We start from the raw sequence: 23,806 nt of genomic DNA on the forward strand, positions 1-23,806 counted from the left end.
CTGCCATGAAAATTCACCAAAACCCTGAATTGCTGGACCGCCTGGCAGCCAGCTACGCCTTAGGCACACTGCGCGGCCCAGCACGCCGCCGCTTCGAGACCATCGCCCGCGAACAAGCCCCAGTTCGCGCAGCGGCACTCATTTGGCAAAGCCGGATGTCCAGCCTGAACGAACTGCAACCCAGCGCCCAACCCGCACCCGTCGTCTGGACCCGGATAGACAATCTCGTCCGCGCCGATCGCGAGCAAGCGACCCAGGCAGAAGTACGACACCGCGCAATTCAAGCCGGAGGTTCTAACGAAGGTCGGGGCGGCTGGCTACGCAGCCTGAGTTTTTGGCGGGTGAGCAGTGCGGTCGGCGCTGCAGCCACAGTGGCCGCAGTCGTTGTGGGGCTGAACGTGCGCCAGGAGTTGGATAGCGAGATTGCCACGCTACAAGCCGCACCGCAAATTCAATATGTGGCAGTACTGGCGGACGACAAAGCTGCGGCGTCCATGCTGGTGACCTTCGACGCCAAGAACAAAAAGCTAATCCTGCAACGCGTGGGTAACTACCAGGAATCAGCTGATAGGTCTCTACAACTCTGGGCCCTCCCGCCCTCCGGTGGCCCAAAATCGCTCGGTGTGCTCAGCAACGATAAGCTGCTGCGCCTCACCGCTGGGGAAAGCGATGTGCGCGAAGTGCCAACGTTGGCAATCAGTCTCGAGCCCAAAGGGGGAGTACCCAGCGAGACTGGCCCCACTGGACCCGTGCTCTTTAAAGGCGCGTTGATTCAGAAGCTTATGTAAGGCGACTTATCGGACTGCGCAACACGCACCGCCAATCCGGACCATCCCAGACCGTCGCCTTCGTCGGCTTCGAAGGACGCTGACGACAAGACAGGAAAGTGCCTGAACTGCTTGTATGTACGGGGCCTGCGCCTAGGAGGCTGTCGGACTTGGAAATCGCCGGCTGCAAATGGGCCGCAGCGGTCCATTTTCGCTATCGGCGCTCCAAGTCCGACAGCCTCCTAGTCGCGGTTCCAAGCGTCCAACAACAGCGTCCCGACCTCATCATCGCCAGTTGGTGGTTGTGTCTCGGACAAACCTCGCACGTTGGCTTTTCGGGCCTGACCTTCACGTTCCACCAATTTCAGCGGAGCGGTTTCGACCATAAGTCCGCCCAGCAATATCCGGTAAAACTCCTGGAAAGCGTCTTCGATCGTCAGATTGGCTTTCGCGAGAAACGCGGGCCGGCGCAGTCGCAGTGCCGCTCCCAGGATAAGTTCGGACACCACGAGTCCGTGGCACTTGACGAATACGCCTTGGCTTACGCCCTCGTCGATCAGCTGTGAAAGTCTTACCGTTCTTGCCTGCTGGTAGTTGTCAAAAATGGTCCGTGCCGCCTCCGAATCCTCAACGTCTTTGAGGAACTGCACACCGATTCGGCTGGCTGCCCGCACACCTACCTCAAGGTAGGCAGCAATCGCTGCAGTCAGGTTCTTCTCACTGCGAGTCAGCGCATTGCCCTCTTCAAGAATTCCATAAAAGAAGCGACTGACGGTGGTGCAGAAGATCTCCTCTTTGGTCTGCGCGATGTCATAGAGGCGACGCCGCGAGCAGCGCAAGCGTGAAGCCATCTCTCCCACCGTCAGGTTTCTAACTCCTTCAGCAAGAAACAACTGGATTAGTCCATCGAAGAACTCTTCATCTGTGAGCGCTTTTCTCATTCGGGTTTTTCCTAGCTAAATACGGTACCCAGACGGTTGACTTGGTACCGCTCGATGGATTTAATGGTACCAATAGTGACGCAAACGTACCGAATAGGCAATATGTACACCTCAGATGCTCGCATAAAGAATGCTGTAAATCCACAGTCCGCCAACGGGGAGAGCCGGCCGCTTCCGTTCTCGCCAGGAACAGGTCAGTTGGCGGCACCAGTGGGTCAGCAAACACAACCCGAACTGGGGAGCTTGCAATGAATCTGATTGACTTTTTCGACGCCGGCCTCGCTGGTTACCCAGATGCTCCCTGCTTTGTGGACTGCGGTCACGATGCTCCAGCTATCACTTATGCCCAGGCAGGAGCGCTGACCTCCCAAATCGCAAGAGGACTACAAGGCCTGGGATTTGAGCCCGGCTTTCATGGTGCGGTACTCAGCGGCAACGCGGAAGCCGCATTCACAGCGTTGCTAGGGGTTCTACGCGCCCAAGGTGTCTGGTTGCCTGTCAACGCGCGCAACAGCGTGGAGACCAACATCGAGTTCCTGCAAGACATGGACTGCGATGTACTTTTCTACCAAGCGAGCTACGCCGATCAGGTAGCCGAAATCCGCGCCAAAGTCCCCCGCATTCGCCATTACATTTCGCTGGGCGAGTCCGCAAGGACGGACCTGTCCGTCGACCAACTGATCCAGGGCCAGTCGAGCGAGATGTTCTCGGCACCTTCGCAACCGCAGTCGCTGGCCATGATCATGGGCACCGGTGGGACCACGGGGCGTTCCAAGGGGGTCATGCTGACCCACCGCAACTTGACGGCAACCCTGGCCAACCACATGTCGGCAATGCAGGTGACCGACCGCATGACGGTGTTGGCTGCGGCACCTATCACCCACACGGCGGGGCTGGTCGCCATGCCTTTCATTGCGCGTGGTGGCCGCGTCATCCTGATGGACGGGATCGATCCGCAAAACCTGCTCAAGGTGATGGAGCAAGAGCAAGTCAACATGCTGTTCCTGCCGCCGACGGTCATCTATGCACTTCTGGCACAGCCCAATGTGCGGGATTTTGACTTCTCGGCCCTGCGCTACCTCATGTACGGCGCAGCCCCTATGTCGCCTGACAAGCTTGCCGAGGCCATTGAGGTCTTTGGCCCGGTCATGCTGCAAATCTACGGCCAAGCTGAAGTGCCTGGTGCCATCTCAGTACTCAGAGTGGAAGATCACTTGATCGACGGAGGGGTGGCGCCGCGTCAGCGGCTGCTAAGCGCAGGACGTCGCTTCCCGTTTACGCGGGTAGCGATCATGGACGATGACGGGAAGTTGCTCGTTCAACCGGGTGCCGTCGGCGAGATTGTCGCTCAGGGCGACATCGTGACCCAAGGGTACTACAAGAACCCCGACGCCACGGCGGAGGTGCAGCGCCACGGGTGGCATTGCACAGGCGATGTGGGTTACTTTGACGAACAAGGCTTCCTGTTCATCGTCGACCGCAAGAAGGACATGATCGTCACCGGCGGCTTCAATGTCTTCTCCTCGGAAGTCGAAGCTGCAGTCATGGCCCACCCGGCCGTGAAGGACTGCGCTGTCATAGGCGTACCCGACGAAAAATGGGGCGAAGCGGTCAAAGCAGTCATTGAGTTGCGACCCAATCAATCCGTGACGCCAAAGGAACTCATCCAGTTCGTCAAGAGCCGGCTAGGCAGCGTCAAGGCACCCAAGGATGTCGAAATCGTTGATCAGTTGCCCCGCAGCACGGTGGGCAAGGTGCTCAAGAAAGAAGTCCGAAAGAAGTACTGGCAACACCAGGAACGGATGGTGTCTTGATCCCAGCGCAAATTCATCCCAAACACGCGTGATGACGTTATCAACCCGGAGATTCGCGATGCAAGAGCCCGTTCTAGTTGCCGGTGTAGGCATGACCCCCTTCAAAAAGCCCGGAGACAACCTCCCATACCCGGAGATGGCCGCACAGGCGATCCGCCAAGCGCTACAGGACGCCGGCCTGGCCTATTCCGACATACAGGAGGCTTACGCAGGCTACGTCTATGGAGACTCTGCCGGCGGACAGCGTGCGATCTACGAAGTTGGCATGACCGGCATACCTGTGATCAACGTCAACAACAACTGTGCATCTGGCTCCACCGCGCTCTACCTTGCCCGCAAAGCCGTGGCAAACGGTTCGGCGGACTGCGCCCTGGCAGTTGGTTTCGAGCAGATGCCCTCAGGCGCCTTGAAGAGTCACTGGGATGATCGACCTGATCCGCTTGATCAATTCAACGGCGTCATGGATGAGGTGTTTGGCCACCCCGAGTTGCCGATGGCCATCCGCTACTTCGCGGCAGCTGGCCGGGAGCATATGGAACGGTATGGCACTTCTCTGGAAACCATCGCCAAGATCAGGGCGAAGGCGAGTCGGCATGCTGCAAAGAATCCATTGGCCGTGTTTCGCAAGGAGGTCACGACCGAAGAGGTGCTGGCCAGTTCTTCACTAGTACCCGGCACCATGACGCGCTTGATGGCCTGTCCTCCGACGTGTGGTGCAGCCGCGGCGATCTTCGTCAGCAAGAAGTTTGCCCAAAAGATGGGGCTCAACTCCAACGTCGAGGTGTTGGGGCAGTCGCTCGTTTCAGATTACGAAGGCACGTTCAGCGCCAAATCAGCGATTTCTGTGGTGGGGTTCGAGATGTCGCGCGAGGCATCTCGCCAAGTCTATGAGGCGGCGGGCGTGGGGCCGGAGGACATCGACGTGTGCGAATTGCACGACTGCTTCGCTCAGAACGAGCTACTCGGTTACGAAGCCCTCGGCTTTTGCGGAGTGGGAGAAGGGTCGTCCTTCGTCGACTCCGAGGCGAATACCTATGGCGGTGCGGTCGTTGTCAACCCTTCGGGTGGGCTGCTGTCCAAGGGGCATCCTCTGGGCGCCACCGGCTTGGCGCAATGTTTCGAACTCACGCACCAGATTCGCGGCACCGCCGAGGCACGGCAGGTTCCGAACGCACGACACGCTCTGCAACACAACGCAGGTCTGGGTGGCGCCACTGTGGTGACCCTTTACGGGCGTACGAACTGAGCCAACCGCCTCCTAGGGCTTGACGCACTTTTTAAAAGGGTATGCGATGGGTAAACGTTTGGAAGGCAAGGTAGCTCTGATTACCGGTTGTGGTTCATCGGGGCCAGGCTGGGGCAATGGGAAGGCAATGGCCGCGCTGTTTGCGCGTGAGGGGGCCAAGGTCTATGGCTGTGACATCAATCTAAGCGCAGCGCAGGAAACCCAGGCGATCGTGGAAAACGAGGGCGGAGCCATGCACGTCGCCCAGTGCGATGTGACGGATGCTGACGCGGTAGAGAAATTGGTCAAAGCTTGCGTGGAGACCCTGGGTGAGATCGACATTCTGATCAACAACGTGGGCACTGCTCGAATTGGAGGAGTTGTCGAACAAAGCCTGCAGGACTGGCAGTTGGTTTTCGATGTCAATGTTACATCGATGTTCCTTACCTGCAAGCACGTTATTCCCTCCATGCTCAAAAAGGGCAAAGGGAGCATCGTGAATATAGGTTCGGTGGCCGGCATCCGCGACAGCGGTGTGGCCTACGTTTCCTACAGCGCGTCAAAGGCTGCGGTGCTCGGATTTTCCCGCAGTGTTGCCTTGCAATATGCCAAACAGGGCATTCGGTCGAACGTGTTGATGCCTGGATTGATGAACACGCCGATGGTTAGGCAGCCCCTCATATCACTGGCTGATGGATACCACACGGAATCCGTAGAGGAAATGCTGGCGAAGCGGGACCAGCAGTGCCCGATGGGGCATATGGGAGATGCCTGGGATGTGGCAAATACGGCTCTGTGGCTAGCAAGCGATGAATCCAAATATATTACTTCCGCCGAAATAGTGGTGGACGGCGGAATTTCAGCTCGAATTGGTTAATTCTCAATTAATTTTGGTCAACTAAAGGAGACATATCATGGATAAATTTACAACGTGGTTCAAAAAAAGTGTTGTGGTGGTTGCGATAACCACGGTAGGCCTGGCACCTTTAGGGCATGCGCAGACCAAACCAGATAAATTCAAAATCGGCGGAGTGATTTCACTTTCTGGGCCATATGGCTTGTTGGGCGAGGATATGCGAAAAGGCGTGCAAATCGCTATTGACGAGCGCGGTGGAAAAGTACTGGGTGTTCCCATCGACATGGCGTGGGAAGACGACGAAACCAAGCCACAGCCAGCCGTTCAAAAAGCGACCAAGTTGATATCAGAAGGGTCGCACATGATTTTTGGCGCGTTGAGCTCTGCTTCCACGCTCGCCATCATGAATATCACCAAGCAGCGGAAAATACCTCATCTCATCACAATTTCAGCTGACGACAAAATTACTGTGCCTGGTGGTTCTCGCTATGCTTTCCGCACATCCAATAATCTGGATATGGAAAATCGCATGGCATTGGTGTATGCACAGGAAAAAGGGCTGAAGAAAATTTATGCCGTGACCGCTGATTACCAGGCGACGCGAGATGGATGGGAGTGGGTTAAAAAAGAAGCCACGCAAAAAGGCATAAAAATTGTTGGGGAAGATTTCCCAGCATTCGGCAATAGAGACTATTCATCTATTGTGGATAAGATTGCCAAATCAGATGCAGATGGCGTCATATTGATGCTAACGGGTTCGGACGTGGTCACTTTCCTTAAACAAGCGGGGCAAGTAAACCTTAGCAAGGGAAAAGTTGTTTTTGGCCCTGTCGCCGCTGATGAAACTATGGCAGCAGCCGTAGGACCGACTTCACTGGGGGTTAATACCGGTTTGCGCTACCACTACTCCATCGACAACGCTGCCAACCGCAAATTCGTTGAGGCCTACCAAAAGAAATTCGGTGCGCTGCCCCCCATGGCCGCGGGAGAGGCCTACGATGGCATGTCGTGGTGGCTGGACACGGTTGAAAAAACAGGATCCTGGGATAAGGAAAAGTGGGTGGATGCGTTCGCAAACAGCACCCGTGAAAATTCTGTAGAGGGCAAAAAAACCATGCGTGCTTGTGATCATCAGGCGCTGCAAGTCGGCTTTTGGGGAGAAGTCGTGCAAGGCACCGCGCCTGCGCCCGCTTTGACCATGAAGATCACCAAAGTTTTCCCAGAGTCAAAGCTTTTCACAGCTTGCAAGAGCTGAAGCTTTTCGGCGCATGGGCCTAGGAGCCAGTCGGACTTGGATCGCTGGCAACTGCCAAGTCCGACAGCACCTAGAAAAGCCTCTTCCGTTACCTGCTCTCCCATTCGAATCGTAATCGGTTATTGATATGTCAACTGTTGTGATTGGCTTGAGTCTGGGAATGCTGCTGTTTTTGCTAGCAGCTGGACTCACGCTTATTTTCGGAATGCTGGGTGTGATCAATTTTGCCCACGGTGCGGTTTACATGCTGGGAGCATATGTCTCGTATGAAGCCGGAAAGCGGACGGGATCATTCGTGGTTGGGGTTCTTTCCGCCACGCTCTTGACCGCATTAGTGGGAGCTGTGGTCGAAAAGCTGGCACTTCGGCCGCTCTATGAGCGCCCTCACTTCTATCAGCTCATTCTGACATTTGGCCTGATTCTGGTTCTGAGTGACATGGTGCGATTCATCTGGGGCCCTGGATACCAGGAAGTCGCAATTCCCGCAGTATTGAGTGGCACCGTTGATATGCTCGGGAGCACTCTACCCATCTATCGATTGTTTGTAATCGGCTTCGGCGCCATTGTCTCAATTGGCCTGTATTTCGTGTTAGAAAAAAGCACCTTCGGTATGCTCGTGAGAGCGGCAAGCAGTGATGCCGAAATGGTTCGAATACTGGGTTTACCAGTGGGTGCAATTCGCATGGCGGTTTTTGCTGCAGGCTGCGGCCTTTCGGGTTTGGCTGGTTCGATTGCAGCGCCTCTTTTCCCCATTGAGTTGGGCATGGCAACCAATACCATCATTGACTGCTTCATTGTCGTTATTTTAGGAGGTCTTGGAAATATCCGAGGGGCTATAGCTGCGTCTCTATTAATTGGGATGGTGCGAGCCATAGGCTATGTTTACCTGCCTAGTTGGGTTGACATCATGACCTTTTCCTTACTTATTGGCACTCTTCTGACGCGCCCCCAAGGCTTGTTCTTCCGGACAGCGAGGACCGCATGAAGATATTGAGATTCGACATCTACTTCGGCTTAATGCTGGCGGTGACAGGTATCTTGTTGCCCTTCGTTCACCCAGAGGAAGCTCTGATTCAACTGGTAACTCTGTCAGCCATCTGGGCAATATTCGCTATCGGTTTTGATTTTGTATTTGGTGCATTGGGAATGGTGTCGTTCGGGCATGCCACTTTCTTGGGTGTGGGAGGCTATGCAGTGGCTCTTGCAACTCAAAAATATGGATTTTCTTTCTTCACTGGCGCGGGCCTTGCCATAGTATTAGGTGCAGCTTTTGCACTGCTATTTAGTTTTTTTGCCCTTCGGGTATCTGGCATCTTTTTTGCACTAGTGACTTTGGCCTTGTCCCAATTGATATTCATCTTGGCAGACAGCAAGCTGCGCGCTTTCACCGGTGGAACTGACGGTATTTCTGGTGTCGAGCGCCCCAATTTATTTGGCATTGATTTCTACGACCCAGTGAATTACTACTGGTTTGTTCTGGGCGTTTACACCTTGGTCATGCTCGCGGTGATCTCCCTGCGAAGCTCACCATTTGGCCGTGTGATCGCATCCATCCGAAGTAATGAAACCCGCGCCGACCAACTCGGCTTCAACGTCAACCGCTACAAACAGATTACCTTTGTGATTTCAGGTGGTTTGAGCGGTCTGGCAGGGGCCTTGTTGGCATCCCTGTTGATGTATATGAACCCGCAGATGCTCCACTGGACGACCTCCGGTGATGTGATCATCATGACCCTTCTGGGTGGCTCTGGCACGCTGTGGGGCGCAACGGTTGGCGTGATCGTCTTCGAGGTACTGAAGGAGTGGCTGAGCGGCTGGACCAAGTACTGGTACGGAGTCCTGGGGCTGGTGTTCATTCTCGCCACCATATTCTTCCCGCGCGGCATTGTCGGCGGATTGGAGAAGGGTTTCGCTGCATACCAAAACAGCCGGAAATTGCGCCAGCGAGGCATCAAATGAACAACGTCGCACTCAAGTGTCAGGGTGTGACCGTCAGCTACGGCGCTTTGAAAGCAGTCAACGATGTAAACCATGAGTTCCGGGAGGGACGTATCTACGGCTTGATCGGGCCCAACGGCGCTGGAAAAACGACTCTATTGAACGTGTTGGCGGGGCGGCAAATGCGCCATTCGGGCCAGGTGTACTGCGGCGACCAAGACATCAGCAAGCGGCCGGCATACGAGCGCGCCCGCATGGGAATCGGCCGGAGCTTTCAGATCATCAAAATCTTCGGCGACATGACTGTCAACGAGAACCTGCTTATCGCGGCGCAATCCCGACGGCCCGGATTCCAGCCGTTCTGGATTAGCCGCCATTTCGACAAGCAGTTTCGCGAGCAATTGGATTCCATCCTGGAGTTGACTGGGTTGACTGCCTACCGCAACGACATTGCGGGCACCTTGCCCTACGGCTTACAGCGCTCGCTGGAGCTGGGAGTTACGTTGCTACCGGATCCCAAGATTTTGTTGCTGGATGAACCACTGGCGGGCATCGGGCATCATGAAATTGAATCTGCCCTGCAATTGATCAAGAACGTTTCACAGGGCCGCACCGTGCTGTTGATCGAGCACAACATGGAGGCCGTGATGTCACTTTCCAGTGAAATCGTGGTCATGAGCAACGGCTCGGTCATCGCTTGCGGCGCTCCGGAGGTCATCAAGAAAAATGAGGCCGTACGGTCCATTTACCTTGGGGAGGATGCGGAGTGATCCAACTAGAAAATGCGAGCGTCAAATACGGGCAGGCATTGGCGCTGGAGGAGATTTCCGTCCGGATCGATTTTCACGAGATCGTGGCCATCGTCGGACGCAATGGCGCGGGGAAGACGACTTTGCTCAAAGCTTTGATCGGGTTGATGCCACTTGTCGCTGGCCGGCGCCTGCTCGGCGACCAGGACATCTCAACTCACGGTGTCGAAGCCATTGCCAAGCTTGGCGTTGCGTTGGTTCCAGACACGCGCCGGATCTTTCCAAACCTTTCAGTGCTGGAAAACTTGAAGATCGGTGCCATTGGCCACCGGCCGGGGCATTGGACGCTCGAGCGCGTCCTCGATATTTTTCCCCGTCTGCAGGAGCGCCTCAGCTTTGGCGGTGATCAGCTTTCCGGTGGCGAACAGCAGATGCTGTCCATTGGCCGAGCGCTACTGGGAAATCCGCGCATGCTTTTGCTGGACGAGCCAACCGAGGGCCTTGCACCGGTCATCGTCGACCAACTGGTTCGAGTGTTTTCCCAAGTTCACAACCAGGGCACCGGCATTGTTCTGGTTGAACAGAACCTCAAGGTGCCCATGAAGCTAGCCCACCGGCAGTACGTCCTGGATCACGGCCAAGTCGTCTGGTCAGGAACTTCCCAAGAACTCGACGCGCAGCGTGCGCACGTCGAAGGACTCATTACGACAGGGGCACCATCATGATCACTCAGAACATCTATGTCGCAGGGATTGGTATTACCAACTTCGGCAAGCAACTCGATAGAAGCGTCAAAGACCTCGTCAGTCAGGCAGTGACCGCTGCTCTGCAGGACGCGGGTTGTGAGCCATCGCAAATTCAAGCGGCCTACTTTGGTACTGCAGGTCAGGGCTATATTGAAGGGCAGACCAGTGTTCCGGGGGAAGTCGCGTTAAGGGCGATGGGGATCAGCGGCATTCCTGTGACGAACGTTGAGAATGCCTGCGCAACGTCCAGCACCGCCTTGAATGCCGCGCGACTCTATGTAGCTTCCGGAGAAGGCGACATTTGCCTGGTCGTTGGTGTCGACAAACTGTTCTCTCTCGATCGTGCCAAATCCTTTGGGGTGTTCAACGGGGCGTGGGATGTTCATGACACAGAGGCACAAATGGCGTTGCTCAGTGGCCTTGGGAGTTCGGTGCAGCCTCCCACCGGCACCCCCGAGCCAGGACAGCGGAGCCCGTTCATGGACATCTACGCCAACTTGAGCCGTTTGCACATGGAAGCGTTCGGCACCACCCAGCGTCAGCTGGCCGCAGTGGCTGCCAAGAACCATAACCACTCCACTCTGAATCCAATTGCACAGTTTCAGTATCCAATGAGCGTCGATCAAGTGTTGAACGACCGCATCGTCTCCTGGCCTTTAACGTTGCCCATGTGCTCTCCGATCAGCGACGGTGCGGCAGCGGCCATTGTGTGCAATGAGCACGGCTTAAAGAAGATGGCTCACCGCAGCAGGGCCATACGTGTACTAGCCAGCGTATTGCGCTCGGGATCCGATCGGCAGGCCCATGAATTTGATCGGCACCTATGTCATCTCGCTGCTTTGCAAGCCTACGAAATCGCAGGTGTGGGTCCCGGCGACATGTCCCTTGCCGAGGTGCATGACGCCACAGCATTCGCAGAAATCCAGCAAACAGAGAATCTCGGGTTCTGCAAGTTCGGCGAAGGCGGACCTCTGGTGGAGTCTGGTGCCACCACGTTGGGTGGTCGTATCCCCGTCAGCGTCTCGGGAGGCTTGATCTCGCGCGGTCATCCTATCGGAGCAACAGGGCTAGCCCAAATTTACGAGTTGGTCACCCAGCTTCGAGGCGAGGCCGGCGGGCGTCAAGTCGAAAACGCGCGATTGGGCATTGCCGAAAACGGTGGTGGCTTTATCGGTGTGGAAGAAGCCGCTGCAGTCATCACCATCCTTGGCCGCTGAGCACTGGGCCCCTGACACCCTTCATGAATTCATCACTCCCGATGGGCCGGAGTGCAATGTCCTCGCTTACGAATGCTGGAGCTCAATATATGTCCATGAAAACTGAACTCTCTGCACGCATTGAGCCGTTAGATGTGCATGACCCCCGATCCAAGGATCCACTGCTCGAAGAGCTGGTGAGTTTTGTAGGCTATCGTCCCAACGCGCTTCTAACCATGGCGCGCAAACCCGGTGTAGTACCTGGGCTGATGAAGCTTCTAGGGGTCACGCTACGAGGTGATGGGCTGCTCACGGAATCACTGCGGTTTCTGGTTGCGGCAGAAGCTGCGCGCGGAGCAGAGTGCCGCTACACGACGACGCACCTTATTCACGTCGCGCATCATCTTGGCGTTTCCTGGGAAAAGCTGGCTGCTCTGCCATCGTATCTGGACGATCCGCAATACACGGACAAGGAGAGGAAGGCGCTGGCCATAGCGAGTGCCGGCGGCGCCTTGCCGGTGCGTGAACCGGCTCTGGCGATGGAGCAGGCCAAGTCCGTTTTCTCTGATGAAGAAATCATAGAGATCGTTTCGTGTGTAGCCATGACGGGGTGGTTCAACCGCTGGAACGGTCTGATGGGGTCGGCGCTGGAGTCTGTTCCATCGGAGGCCCTGAGCCATGTCCAATGGCTCTCAGAGCTGAACGCCTGACCGCACAACACGCTGGCACTTGATCTGGAACCTCTCTGCATAGAGCACTGCGTAGAAGCAGCGCCGGCTGGGTCATTGCCAAATTCGGTAAGGCCAAAATCCTTCGTCATGCTGGATCCGATCCCAAAGCTCTTTCGGCGTGAAGCCCGTAATACGACGCGACTGCCTGCATAAGTGCGACTGGTCCGAGTAACCCACATCCGTCGCCAATCCAGACCATTTCACCGCCTCAGCTTCGTTGGCTTCCATGGCTTCGAAGAATGCGCGTTCTGCGCGACTGAAGCCTTTAAGTTCCCGCAGGGGTTGTCCTGCCCAACGCAGAACCCTGCGCTCTATCTGGCGCAGGCTCTTGCCTGTCCGCGATAGCGCCGCATGCAGCGCGAGACCACTTACCCAGTCTGCATAGCGATGCGTCCCTATCACCTGTTTGGGACGTACGACTTGCCATCTTGGATCCAGGAAGTCTTCGATAAGGCGTACCCGCCCCTCATCTGTCTGCTCGGCAGCTACAGACATGCACATTTGCAGCCATTCTTGCGGGAGAACTTCAGAAACGTCAACCAGGCGATTCATCCAGTTTCCGGGATCTGCTCCCGTGAGGTAATGCACCGCGTCAGGAAGCAAAAGCAACATCATGCCGTGCACCGGGCCGGAACTCCACGTTGCCGATGGGCGGGCGAACGGACCTCCAAATGCCACAGACGACGACACAGGTGAGCGTTGGCTGAATGCGGTGGTGGCTGCACCGGGTGCCAGCATTTCCACCGAGCCGGTGAACCACCAACTGATGGTGCACATCGGTGTGGCCGGATAGTGACTGAACCGTTGCTCAGGCTTCAGTGGCACGCCCCTGGTGTCTCGCGCCATTACGCCACGCACGCAACCGGTGAGAGACATTCTGGGTAACCACAGACGTGAGCTCGCACCTGAGAGGGGCGGAAAATCTGAAACCATGCTGAGATTTTAGGAGACGCACAACTTCAAAAAATGTCGGAATCGTTCAATACAACGGGCAGACGCGCTGGCAACATGTGCGAATGCTCCAACCTATTGATACGAACATCTGGCACGCCGTCCATAGCTTCACAGCCAACGGGCTGCCCATCACTACGCGCATGACGGTGGTGCGCCTACCTGATCGAAAGTTGTTCGTTCACTCACCAATCCCCCTGGACGATGAAACGCGGCTCCAGCTCGACGCCCTTGGTCGTGTGGCATTCATCGTGGCCCCGAATCTATTCCACCATCTGTTTCTGGGCCTCTTTTCCGATGCCTACCCTGAAGCACTCGTCTACGGCCCAGCTGGCCTTCGCAAGAAGCGCCCAGATCTGCAGGCGCTCAGAGACTTGCCCACCGGCGAAAACCAGGAATGGGAACCTGACCTGGAGCATTTGACGTTTGAGGGAATTCCAGCGGGCCGTGAATCGATTTGGTTTCATCGACCCACAGGCACACTGATAGTGACCGACCTGGTTCAATGGTGGCAAGGCAAACTTCGCTGGACAACCCAAGCCTATGCGATCCTGACAGGGGTTCGCCATAAGCCCGCCGTACCTCTCACCGTCCGAGCACTGGTACGCGATAAGCAAGCTGCGGCCCGGAGCGCCGAGCGGCTACTGCAATGGCCAATTTCCAGAATAGTGGTCGCGCACAACACCATCATCGAGACCAATGCCTACGCCCAGATAACCCACGCCCTGAGGGTGTTTGCCGCACCACTCCGTTAAGCCGCGGCAAGGAGTGAAATGAATCACAAGAAGTTTTCTGATCAGCCCAAGCTGTCATTGCGAAAAAAAGATAGCGTTTTTGTGATACTCAACTCGACAAATTAACAAGTTGTGATACTTTGCATCATCTAATTACCCCTCAACTTTGCAGAGATGTGACTGATGACCGTTAAATCTGTTAGCGCTGGCCCATTTGCACTGCTTGCACTGTTGTTGCCCATAGCTACCACAGCCCAAACCATATCAACCAGCCCGGCGGCCGCCCCCCTTGCGCCTCTGACTGCTGTACCAGTGGACAACCCCCTGGCGCTTGCAGCCCTGTTTCTGGTGCTTGTGTTCGCCGGATGGTGGTCGCTGCGGCGCAGCCGCGGCGCGCAACGAGTGGTGTCGCTCGTTCTGGTGGGCGCTCTTGCCGGTTTGGCCGGGCACAGTTCGGGCTTGATGGCGCAGGCACTCAATGCGTTCACCAACTCCTCCGGAGAGACACTCTCCATTGGTGTTGTCCCCATCACTGCGGGGGGGTTCACGGGCTTTCAGCCTGCGGACTTCAGCAACGCCTCAGGCGTTGCGCTGCGAATTGAAGCGATCGATCCGCCCGATTTGGCCGAATGTTTTGCCACTAACCCGGCCAACACGCTACTGCCCCCTGGGGTGCCCGTCCCGTCTCCGCACCCTGCATGCACCGTGGGAGCCACGCTGGCCACTAGCGCCGTTTGCCGAGTGGATGTTGAAGCGATCTGCCGCGCTCTTGTACCTGAACCGGCCGCCACGCTGACGGCTATCAGCCCGAATTCTGGCAGTACAGCCGGTGGTGCCATGGTCACTTTGACAGGCACCGGGCTGACTGCAGCCTCGGGCGTCACCTTTGGCGGTATTGCAGCGGCATCTGTCGTCGTGATCAACCCGACCACTATCACTGCGATCACGCCTGCACACCCAGCGGGTGTCGTAGACGTTGCGGTGACCACGCCGAGCGGGTCAGCATTAGCACCCCAAAGCTATACCTACATGCTCCCGCCTACTGTGGCTCAAGTTTCTCCAAATTCCGGGAGCACAACGGGCGGAACCTCAGTCACTCTGACAGGTTCCGGGCTGTCTGCAGCCACGGGCGTCACGTTTGACGGCATATCCGCAACCTCTGTCAACCTGGTCGACTCCACCACCATCACTGCGATTACGCCCGCACACGCAGCGGGTACGGTAGACGTCACGGTGACTACGCCGAGCGGGGTAGCACCAGCGCCCCAGAGCTATACCTACATGCTCCCGCCTACTGTGGCTCAGGTTTCTCCAAGTTCCGGGAGCACAGCGGGTGGAACCTCAGTGGTTCTGACGGGCACCGGACTGACTGCAGCCACGGGCGTCACTTTTGGCGGCATACCCGCAAGCACGTTCATCGTGAACAGCTCCACCTCCATCACTGCGATTGCGCCAGCACACGTGGCGGCTCTCGTAGACGTTGCGGTGACCACGCCGAGCGGGTCAGCATTAGCGCCCCAGAGCTACACCTACATGCTCCCGCCTACTGTGACTCAAGTTTCCCCGAGTTCCGGGAGCACCTCGGGCGGAGTGGGGGTCATATTGACAGGCTCTGGCCTGCTCGGGACAACGAGCGTCACCTTTGACGGTGTACCGGCAACCAACGTCAACGTGCTCAACTCCAGCACCATCACTGCGGTGACGCCTGCGCACGCAGCGGGCGCCGTGGACATTGTGGTGATGACGCCGAGCGGGGCGGCGCTTCTTTCCAACGGCTACATCTACCTCGCCACCGCCGTGGGGCAAAGCAGCGGAGGCGGCAAGATTGCAGCGCTCGGCGGAGGATCGAATAACCTGATTGCGGCGACAACGGATAACAGCCCTGGCATTGCTTGGGGTGAGCTTTTTATAGCGGGGCCTGGAGCGCAAAGTTTGACCGATGGCGCCTCCAACACCGTGGCCATCGAAGCCTTTTATGGCAACAATAACGGCGTGCCCTATGCCGCCAAGTTGTGCAGTAGCTATGAAGTGGACTCTCAGGGAAACACGCCTTGCCAGCCTGGCAACGCCTGCTACAACGACTGGTTTCTTCCTGCCAGCAGCCAGTTGGCATTGCTGTTCACCAACAGGACCGATGTAGGCGGTTTTACTGGCGATGCGTACTGGTCCTCCACCGAGTCCCAGTTTACCCCTCTCGCTCTTGCAGGGAGCCTATCGTTTACTTCTGGGTCAGAAAGTTCGAGCAACAAGACCTTAGCAATGCGGACGAGATGCGTGCGTACATTCACCCCGTGAAAGCTGGGAACGGGGACACTCGCGTTGAGCGCTTGACCCTTGCCCCGCTTCAATCAAAAGAGATCGCCGCCATACCGTGGAATTTCTGCCACCTGCTTCAACAGGCACTACGACAGGCCGCTCCCCTCTCAAAGCAACACAATATCGTACTGATCCGGTCCCATGGCGGACTCTGCCCGTAGCGAGATAGGCTTTCCAATGAAATCTGACAGCCCGGCCAGATGCTGGCTTTCCTCGTCCAACAGCATATCCACGACAGCCTGCGAGGCCACCACGCGAAACTCCTTGGGGTTGAACTGCCGGGCTTCACGCAGGATTTCACGCAAGATGTCGTAAGCCACGGTTCGCGCGGTGCGCACACGGCCTGCGCCCTGGCATTGGGCGCACGGCTCGCAAAGCAACTGGGCCAGAGATTCACGCGTGCGTTTGCGGGTCATCTCCAGCAATCCGAGCGCTGAAAAACCGCCGGTCTGTGTTTTCACGCGGTCACGGGCCAACTGCTTTTTGAATTCTGAAAGCACCGCCTGTTGGTGCTCGGCTTGGGTCATGTCGATGAAATCAACTATGACAATGCCACCCAGGTTGCGCAGCCTGAGCTGCCGCGCGATAGCTTGCGCGGCTTCCAGGTTGGTCTTGAACACCGTGTCGTCAAAATTGCGGGCGCCTACAAATGCGCCGGTATTGACGTCGATCGTGGTCAAGGCTTCCGTCTGGTCAATCACCAGGTAACCACCTGATTTCAGGTCTACGCGGCGCCCCAGCGCCTTGGCGATTTCATCGTCTACCGAATAGAGATCAAAAATGGGCCGCTCGCCCTTATAAAGCGAAAGCCTCTCAGCCGCAGCGGGCATGAACTCCTGGCCAAAGGCAGTGAGTTGTTTGAACTGATCTTGTGAGTCCAAGCGGATGGATTGAGTTTCTTCATTCACCAGATCTCGCAACACACGTTGCAGCAGGCTCAGGTCTTCGTGCAGCAGGCTGGTGGGTGGCAACTTGACCGATGCCTCGCGGATGCGGGTCCAGGTTTTACGAAGGTAGGCAATGTCTTCGCCCAGCTCGGCATCAGTAGCGTCTTCCGCGTTGGTGCGCAGGATGTAGCCACCGCGTGCCTGCCCTTGCGTCCCCTCCCCTGCCAATGCCTGCACCCGGCTACGCAGAGCGTCTCGCTGGCCGGCGGGGATTTTCTGGGAAATGCCAATGTGCTCGTCTTGCGGAAGAAATACCAGCATGCGCCCGGCAATGCTGATCTGCGTGGATAAGCGAGCGCCTTTGGTGCCTATAGGGTCCTTGATGACCTGCACCATCAGAGTTTGACCCTCGAACACCTGTTTTTCTATAGGCTTGGGAGGAACGCTTGTGGTGCGGTGGGCAGGCAGGCTCTCGCCAGCCAAAGGACGCTGCCAGACATCGGCCACGTGGAGAAAGGCGGCTCGCTCCAGACCTATGTCAATGAACGCCGATTGCATACCGGGCAACACGCGGGCCACCTTGCCCAAATACACATTGCCGACCAAGCCGCGCTCCAGCGCGCGCTCCACGTGTAGCTCTTGTACCGCGCCATGTTCGACGATGGCCACACGGGTTTCCTGGGGTGACCAATTGATGAGAATGTCTTGCTGCATGTTGGGCATTCTCCCCCCTATTTCATCCGGCGTTCGGAACACCGCACCAAACTTGTTTTTACCAGCTCTCGCTACGCAGCCACGCCCACCAAGCGCAAAAGCTTCATGGTTTCAAAGAGAGGCAGGCCCATGATGCCGGTATAGCTGCCGCTGATGTGCTCTATGTATTCAGCGGCACGCCCTTGCACCGCATACGCTCCGGCCTTTCCCATAGGTTCGCCGCTGGCAACGTAGCTGTTTACCTGTGCCACAGTCATGGGCGAAAAGCGCACGCGCGATTCGCTCAGAGCTTGCAGTTCGCGGCCTTCATGCCACAAGCTGATGCACGTCAGCACTCTATGCGTGGTGCCTGACAATTCACTCAGCATACGTACGGCGTCAGGCTCGTCTGCAGGTTTGCCATAGATGGTGCGACCCAACGCTACCGTGGTATCAGAGCACAGCACCGGGGCAAGAGGCAGCCCCCGTACTTGCAACCGCCGTACGGCAGCCTCCAGCTTGAGGGAGGTCACGCGGTGCACATAAGTACGAGGTGATTCTCCTGGAAAAACAGCCTCAAGGCCCTCCGCATCTTCATCGTTGCCCGGAAGCAAAAGTTCGTGACGAATGCCAATTTGCTCCAGCAATTGGCGGCGGCGCGGGCTTTGGGAGGCAAGGTAGATGAAATCAGGCATGGTGGTTCACCATTACTCCCGGTGATAGGGGTGCCCTGCATTGACCGACCATGCGCGGTACAGCTGCTCAATCAGCAGCACACGCACCATGGCGTGAGGCAAGGTTAGATCAGAAAGGCGGATGCGCTGATGAGCTGCTGCGCGCAGTGCGGGGTCCAGGCCATCCGGGCCGCCGATGATCAAAGCCACATCACCCCCACCCAGTTGCCACTGCTTCAGTTGTTCTGCCAGGGCGGTGGTAGTCAATGCCGTACCGCGCTCATCCAGGACCACGATGCGGGCACCACGGGGAATGGCGGCCTCAATGCGGGTGCGCTCGGCGGCATAGAGCTGCTCAACCGTTTTGCCACCCGCGCGCGGCTCTGTCTTGATAGCCTTGAGCTCGATGCGGATCTCGGGCGGGAAGCGCTTGGCGTAGTCATCCCAGGCCTGCTGTGCCCATGCAGGCACACGCTGGCCCACCGCAATGATGATGAGCTTCATAACCCGCTAGTCGCCATGAGCTTTGAACACGCCCTTAAGTGCACTTGCGGGCAGGAGCGCTCAAGCGGATGTTTTCTTGGCTGGAGCTTTTTTAGCTACAGCTTTCTTGGCTGCCGGGGCAGTTGCTTTCACAGCGGTCTTGGCCGGGGCTTTTACCGCAGGAGATTTCGCGGCTGGAGCCTTACTGGCTGGTGACTTGCTGGCAGGTGCTTTTGCAGCAGGCGATTTGGCTGCAGCAGCCTTCTTGGCCGGCGGCTTAGCAGCGGCTGCTTTGGCGGGGGCCGCCTTAACAGGCGCTGATTTCGCTGCAGGCGCCTTGGCGGCTGCTTTTTTGGCAGGCGCAGATTTAGCGGCTGGCGTGGGCTCTGCAGCTCGCTTCCCAGCTGACTTGCTGGAAGAAGCTGGACCTTTCAGGCGCACAGGCTTATCGCCCCAGATTTCTTCCAGGTTGTAGTACTGACGAATGACTGGCTGCATGACATGGGCTACGGCGGCGCCACAGTCCACAATGATCCATTCACCGTTTTCTTCACCTTCGATACGCGGCTTGGGAAAGCCCGCCTCCCGCACCTTGTCTCGCACGCTGGCAGCGATGGCCTTGGTCTGCCGGTTGGATGTACCGGAGGCCACCAAGACGCGCTCAAACAGCGGCGATAGATGTTCGGTGTTAAACACTCGAATATCTTGGGCTTTGACGTCCTCCAGACCATCAATGATGGCACGCTGGAGTTTCAGGATGTCTTTCTTTTGGGCAGTTTCGCTCATCAAGGGCTCGGGGGCAGCTGGTAAAGGTGATTTTCGGCAATATACCGCGCTACAGCCGGCGGCACGAGATGTTCGATAGGTTGGCCAGCAGCAGCGCGGGCCCTTACCTCAGTCGAACTGACGACAATAGGTGGAAGATTAATAGGCTGGTAGAAGCCTGGTGGAAGGTTGGAAATATCGGCCGGCGGAGCATCTGATACCGGGCGCGCACGCGCGGCGATGCTGAGAATGGCCAGCCGCGCAATCTCTGCGCTGTCTTTCCAAGTATGCAACGTTTCAGCTTGATCAGCACCAATAATCAGCAGTAGCTGTGCATCGGGAGATTGCTGTCGCAACTCGCGTAGTGTATCAACAGTGTAGGTGGGGCCCTCGCGCATGACTTCCCGGGTATCAAGAACCACGCGTGGAACACCCGCAAAAGCAAGCTCCGACATAGCTACACGCACAGGGCCATCGCTCAGCACCCGCGCCTTGTGCCACGCTTGGCCGGTTGGAAGAATATGCAGCTCGTCCAGGCGCAATTGCTCCACCGCAATGCGCGCCAAAGCAACATGGCCGTTGTGCGGCGGATCAAAGGCACCGCCAAACATGCCTATGCGGCGGCGCGGCGCGCTCATAGCCAGCTCCTGGGCACGAGGAAGTACTCGGTCAAGCGTGCTTCCGCCGAGCCAGGTTCGGGAACGTGTTGGTATGACCAACGCACCAAAGGCGGCATGGAAAGCAAGATAGATTCGGTGCGGCCGCCGGATTGCAAGCCAAAGTGCGTGCCGCGGTCCCACACCAGGTTGAATTCCACATAGCGGCCTCGCCGGTAGAGTTGGTGTTCGCGTTCGCGTTCACCCCATGGCAGGGCTTGGCGCTTTTCCACGATGGGCAAGTACGCTTGCAGAAACGCATCGCCTACAGAACGGATCATCGCGAAACCATTCTCCGCACCACCTTCGGCGAAATCATCAAAAAAGATGCCGCCTATGCCGCGAGGTTCTGCGCGGTGCTTGTTGAAAAAGTACTCGTCGCACCACTGCTTGAAGCGGGGGTACTTGTCTTCACCGAAAGGGGCCAGTGCATCACGGCAGCCCTGATGGAAATGCACCGCGTCTTCGTCAAATCCGTAATAGGGCGTGAGATCCATCCCTCCCCCGAACCAGCATACCGGCTCCTGACCAGGGTGCCCCGCAGAGATCATGCGAACGTTCATGTGAACCGTAGGCACATAGGGGTTGCGCGGGTGAAACACCAACGAAACACCCATGGCTTCAAACGGAGCGCCCGCCAACTCTGGCCGATGCTGCGTCGCCGAAGGCGGAAGCCGTGGGCCTCGCACATGCGAAAAGCCGCAGCCAGCACGCTCAAAAACTGCACCACCTTCCATGATCTGGGTAATGCCCTCGCCTTGCAAAGGCTCACCAGGCGCCTTGGACCAGGCATCAGTGATGAAACAAGCCTGGCCATCGACCGATTCGATGCTGCTGGTGATGCGCTGCTGCAAACCAACAAGGTATTCGCGCACGCTATTGGGATCAAGTGATGCCATGTCAGCTTTTCATTGCAAGGGAGCATGCCCCCTTCCCCCTTGGGGGAAGAAGGAAATAGGGCTCAGAAAGTCGAGACGCAGCCCAAACGCCGGCAAACGCGCAGTTAATCCCGCCAAGCCGCTGACAGTTTCCCTCTCAAAAGGACGCGGAGCAGTCCAAGCAAGTGCAGCCGCAGAGCTGACTTCGCCAAACCACGGGCTACGCACCTCCTCAAAAGGACGCGGAGCAGTCCAAGCAAGTGCAGCCGCGGAGCTGGCTTTGCCAAACCACGGGCTACGCGCCTCCTCAAAAGGACGCGGAGCAGTCCAAGCAAGTGCAGCCGCGGAGCTGGCTTTGCCAGGCCGCTGGCTGCGTCCCCCTCGGGGGAAGGCGCGAAGCGACTCAGGGGGGTTCATTTAACAGCACGAAAACCGATGTCTCGGCGGTACTGCATGCCGTCAAAATGAATACCGCGTGACACGTCGTAGGCCCGGGCCTGCGCCTGCTTGACCGAATCAGCCAGCGCGGTAACGCACAACACACGGCCACCTGAAGTGCGGACCTCTTCGCCCTCAAGCACGGTACCGGCATGAAAAACCACGGCATCGTCTTCTGGCTTGGGGAGCCCGGAGATCAGATCACCCTTTTTAGGGCTCAGCGGATAGCCGCCAGCGGCCATGACAACGCCTAGCGCCGCGCGGCGATCCCACTGCAGTTCCACGGTGTCCAGTTTGCCGGAGGTGGCGGCCATCATCACATCGACCAGATCAGACTTGAGCCGCATCATGATGGGCTGGGTTTCCGGATCGCCCATACGGCAATTGAATTCCAGCGTCTTGGGCTTGCCTTCTTCGTCGATCATCAGACCGGCATACAGGAAACCGGTAAACCCAATGCCGTCCTTATCCATCCCGCGGATGGTGGGCAGGATGATTTCGCGCATGGCGCGGGCATGCACCTGGGGCGTCACCACTGGGGCAGGCGAATAAGCACCCATGCCACCGGTGTTGGGGCCTTCGTCGTTGTCTTTGAGGCGTTTGTGGTCCTGGCTGCTGGCCAGGGCAGTCACATTCTTACCATCACACATAACGATGAAGCTGGCTTCCTCGCCCTGGAGGAACTCTTCAATCACCACGCGTGGGACAGCTACGCCATCCGAGCCGGCGTTATGAGAGACCCCGAGCGCATTGGATTCCAGCATGTCGGCGACCGCGGCGTGCGCCTGCTCCAATGTCTGCGCCACCACCACGCCCTTGCCAGCCGCAAGGCCATCAGCCTTCACGACAATCGGCGCGCCGATCTTGTCGATGTAGGCATGTGCAGCAGTGGGGTCAGTGAAGGTTTCGAAGCGCGCGGTAGGAATACCGTGGCGCTGCATGAAGTCCTTGCTGAAGGCCTTGGAGCTCTCAAGCTGCGCCGCTGCGGCGGTGGGGCCAAAAATGCGCAGGCCGTTGGCACGGAAATCATCGACCACCCCAGCAGCGAGCGGCTGCTCGGGGCCCACCACGGTGAGAGCGATTTTTTCGGCCAACGCCCACTCGCGCAACTCAGCGAGATCGGTGATGGGAATGTTTTTAAGCGTGGGAGAAAGCGCAGTGCCGCCGTTACCAGGGGCAACATAGACCTGCTGCACCTTCGGCGATTGCGAAAGCTTCCAAGCCAGGGCGTGCTCGCGGCCACCCGAGCCGATAACCAGAATTTTCAAGGGAGCGCCTTACTCTTACTCGTTGATCACAGCGTTGTGGAAAACATCCTGCACGTCGTCCAAATCTTCGATCACGTCGAGCAGCTTTTGCATTTTGGCTGCATCGTCTCCCGTGAGGTCGATGGTGTTTTCGGCGCGCATGGTGACTTCGGCCAATTCAGGCTTCAAGCCTGCGGCCTCCAGTGCATTCTTTACCGCTTCGAAGGCGGTAGGGTCGGTCAGTACCTCAATGGCGCCTTCTTCGTCCGCGATGACGTCATCTGCGCCGGCCTCCAAAGCGACTTCCATGACCTTGTCTTCATTGGTACCAGGCGCAAAGATCAATTGACCCACATGCTTGAACTGAAAAGCCACCGAGCCTTCAGTGCCCATATTGCCGCCGTATTTGCTGAAAGCATGCCGAACCTCCGCCACGGTGCGCACGCGGTTGTCGGTCATGGTGTCCACAATGATGGCTGCGCCGCCGATGCCGTAGCCCTCGTAGCGAATTTCCTCGTAACTCACGCCTTCGAGGTTGCCGGTGGCTTTATCGATGTTGCGCTTGACGATGTCCGCCGGCATATTGGCGGCTTTTGCCTTTTCAATGGCCAGGCGCAGACGGGGGTTGGCAGAGGGATCTCCGCCTCCGGTACGCGCAGCCACCATGATCTCCCGCACGACACGGGTCCAGACTCGCTGGCGCTTCTCGTCCTGCCTACCCTTGCGGTGCTGGATGTTTGCCCATTTACTATGGCCGGCCAAAGATATTCCCCTAGAAATGAATGCCTAAACCGAGATTTTACGTTTTGGCAGGATGCAAGGGTGCGCAAATGGTCACGATGAAGATAAAACGCCCCCTTTTCTCG

23 protein-coding genes are annotated in these 23,806 nt (G+C 57.3%); 13 read left to right on the top strand and 10 right to left on the bottom strand.

The genetic code is table 11. From position 1 onward, the window contains the following. Positions 1-5 precede the first annotated feature (5 nt). Positions 6-788, top strand: a complete 783-nt coding sequence (locus G518_RS0103550) for an anti-sigma factor (protein ID WP_028601351.1) — start codon at positions 6-8, stop codon at positions 786-788. Positions 789-1,009: 221 nt separating this feature from the next. Here G518_RS0103550 and G518_RS0103555 read toward each other — a convergent pair whose 3' ends face one another. After that, positions 1,010-1,708, bottom strand: coding sequence for a hypothetical protein (locus G518_RS0103555; RefSeq protein ID WP_028601352.1), 699 nt, complete (start codon positions 1,706-1,708; stop codon positions 1,010-1,012). A 248-nt stretch (positions 1,709-1,956) separates the two neighbouring features. On the opposite strand from G518_RS0103555, the gene G518_RS0103560 reads away from it, so the two are divergent. The 10 genes from G518_RS0103560 to G518_RS0103605 all read left to right on the top strand — a co-directional run bounded on the left by G518_RS0103560 (position 1,957) and on the right by G518_RS0103605 (position 12,197). Beyond that, complete coding sequence (locus G518_RS0103560; RefSeq protein WP_028601353.1) at positions 1,957-3,522, top strand: AMP-binding protein; 1,566 nt, start codon at positions 1,957-1,959, stop codon at positions 3,520-3,522. Positions 3,523-3,580: 58 nt separating this feature from the next. After that, entirely contained in the window at positions 3,581-4,768 is a 1,188-nt protein-coding gene (locus G518_RS0103565) for a lipid-transfer protein (RefSeq protein WP_028601354.1), read from the top strand. 46 nt (positions 4,769-4,814) lie between these two features. Next, positions 4,815-5,624, top strand: a complete 810-nt coding sequence (locus tag G518_RS0103570; RefSeq protein WP_028601355.1) for an SDR family NAD(P)-dependent oxidoreductase — start codon at positions 4,815-4,817, stop codon at positions 5,622-5,624. A gap of 37 nt (positions 5,625-5,661) precedes the next feature. Continuing rightward, positions 5,662-6,858 (top strand): ABC transporter substrate-binding protein, encoded by a 1,197-nt coding sequence (locus G518_RS0103575; RefSeq protein ID WP_028601356.1) that lies wholly within the window; start codon positions 5,662-5,664, stop codon positions 6,856-6,858. A 127-nt stretch (positions 6,859-6,985) separates the two neighbouring features. Next, entirely contained in the window at positions 6,986-7,843 is an 858-nt protein-coding gene (locus G518_RS0103580; RefSeq protein WP_028601357.1) for a branched-chain amino acid ABC transporter permease, read from the top strand. After that, positions 7,840-8,817, top strand: a complete 978-nt coding sequence (locus G518_RS0103585; protein ID WP_028601358.1) for a branched-chain amino acid ABC transporter permease — start codon at positions 7,840-7,842, stop codon at positions 8,815-8,817. Before G518_RS0103580 ends, G518_RS0103585 begins: the two co-directional genes overlap by 4 nt. Then, positions 8,814-9,566 carry an ABC transporter ATP-binding protein gene (locus G518_RS0103590; protein WP_028601359.1) on the top strand — a complete coding sequence of 251 codons (753 nt, stop codon included), beginning with the start codon at positions 8,814-8,816 and terminating at the stop codon, positions 9,564-9,566. Before G518_RS0103585 ends, G518_RS0103590 begins: the two co-directional genes overlap by 4 nt. Then, positions 9,563-10,270 carry an ABC transporter ATP-binding protein gene (locus G518_RS0103595; RefSeq protein WP_028601360.1) on the top strand — a complete coding sequence of 236 codons (708 nt, stop codon included), beginning with the start codon at positions 9,563-9,565 and terminating at the stop codon, positions 10,268-10,270. The genes G518_RS0103590 and G518_RS0103595 overlap by 4 nt, the downstream gene beginning before the upstream one ends. Next, positions 10,267-11,508, top strand: coding sequence for a thiolase family protein (locus G518_RS0103600; RefSeq protein ID WP_036593234.1), 1,242 nt, complete (start codon positions 10,267-10,269; stop codon positions 11,506-11,508). The genes G518_RS0103595 and G518_RS0103600 overlap by 4 nt, the downstream gene beginning before the upstream one ends. An 89-nt stretch (positions 11,509-11,597) precedes the next feature. Then, entirely contained in the window at positions 11,598-12,197 is a 600-nt protein-coding gene (locus G518_RS0103605; RefSeq protein ID WP_245597887.1) for a carboxymuconolactone decarboxylase family protein, read from the top strand. A 72-nt stretch (positions 12,198-12,269) separates the two neighbouring features. Here G518_RS0103605 and G518_RS0103610 read toward each other — a convergent pair whose 3' ends face one another. After that, positions 12,270-13,094 carry a helix-turn-helix domain-containing protein gene (locus G518_RS0103610; RefSeq protein ID WP_245597888.1) on the bottom strand — a complete coding sequence of 275 codons (825 nt, stop codon included), beginning with the start codon at positions 13,092-13,094 and terminating at the stop codon, positions 12,270-12,272. Between the two features lie 140 nt (positions 13,095-13,234). Here G518_RS0103610 and G518_RS33745 point away from each other — a divergent pair, with 140 nt between their 5' ends. Both G518_RS33745 and G518_RS40605 read left to right on the top strand, forming a co-directional pair. Then, positions 13,235-13,924 carry a DUF4336 domain-containing protein gene (locus tag G518_RS33745; protein ID WP_036593236.1) on the top strand — a complete coding sequence of 230 codons (690 nt, stop codon included), beginning with the start codon at positions 13,235-13,237 and terminating at the stop codon, positions 13,922-13,924. Between the two features lie 162 nt (positions 13,925-14,086). Further along, the gene (locus G518_RS40605; protein ID WP_051235942.1) at positions 14,087-16,198 is read left to right on the top strand and encodes a midcut-by-XrtH protein; all 2,112 of its coding nucleotides are present in this window, start codon (positions 14,087-14,089) and stop codon (positions 16,196-16,198) included. Between the two features lie 128 nt (positions 16,199-16,326). Here G518_RS40605 and rng read toward each other — a convergent pair whose 3' ends face one another. From rng to G518_RS0103675, 8 genes are all read right to left on the bottom strand, one after another. Then, positions 16,327-17,820 carry a ribonuclease G gene (gene rng / locus G518_RS0103640; RefSeq protein ID WP_028601366.1) on the bottom strand — a complete coding sequence of 498 codons (1,494 nt, stop codon included), beginning with the start codon at positions 17,818-17,820 and terminating at the stop codon, positions 16,327-16,329. 71 nt (positions 17,821-17,891) lie between these two features. Continuing rightward, entirely contained in the window at positions 17,892-18,494 is a 603-nt protein-coding gene (locus G518_RS0103645) for a Maf family protein (RefSeq protein ID WP_028601367.1), read from the bottom strand. A gap of 12 nt (positions 18,495-18,506) precedes the next feature. Next, a complete protein-coding gene (rlmH, locus tag G518_RS0103650) occupies positions 18,507-18,977 on the bottom strand; it encodes a 23S rRNA (pseudouridine(1915)-N(3))-methyltransferase RlmH (RefSeq protein WP_028601368.1) in 471 nt (156 codons plus the stop codon). 60 nt (positions 18,978-19,037) lie between these two features. Then, positions 19,038-19,742 (bottom strand): ribosome silencing factor, encoded by a 705-nt coding sequence (rsfS, locus tag G518_RS38255; protein WP_051235944.1) that lies wholly within the window; start codon positions 19,740-19,742, stop codon positions 19,038-19,040. Next, the gene (gene nadD, locus G518_RS0103660) at positions 19,742-20,359 is read right to left on the bottom strand and encodes a nicotinate-nucleotide adenylyltransferase (protein ID WP_028601370.1); all 618 of its coding nucleotides are present in this window, start codon (positions 20,357-20,359) and stop codon (positions 19,742-19,744) included. Before nadD ends, rsfS begins: the two co-directional genes overlap by 1 nt. Next, positions 20,356-21,276, bottom strand: a complete 921-nt coding sequence (hemF, locus tag G518_RS0103665; protein ID WP_028601371.1) for an oxygen-dependent coproporphyrinogen oxidase — start codon at positions 21,274-21,276, stop codon at positions 20,356-20,358. The genes nadD and hemF overlap by 4 nt, the downstream gene beginning before the upstream one ends. 392 nt (positions 21,277-21,668) lie before the next feature. Continuing rightward, positions 21,669-22,961 (bottom strand): phosphoribosylamine--glycine ligase, encoded by a 1,293-nt coding sequence (gene purD / locus G518_RS0103670; RefSeq protein ID WP_028601372.1) that lies wholly within the window; start codon positions 22,959-22,961, stop codon positions 21,669-21,671. 15 nt (positions 22,962-22,976) lie between these two features. Then, a complete protein-coding gene (locus G518_RS0103675; protein WP_028601373.1) occupies positions 22,977-23,702 on the bottom strand; it encodes a YebC/PmpR family DNA-binding transcriptional regulator in 726 nt (241 codons plus the stop codon). Between the last annotated feature and the right edge of the window lie 104 nt (positions 23,703-23,806).

The sequence above is a fragment of the Ottowia thiooxydans DSM 14619 genome (genome assembly GCF_000422885.1).
Lineage (GTDB): Bacteria > Pseudomonadota > Gammaproteobacteria > Burkholderiales > Burkholderiaceae_C > Ottowia > Ottowia thiooxydans.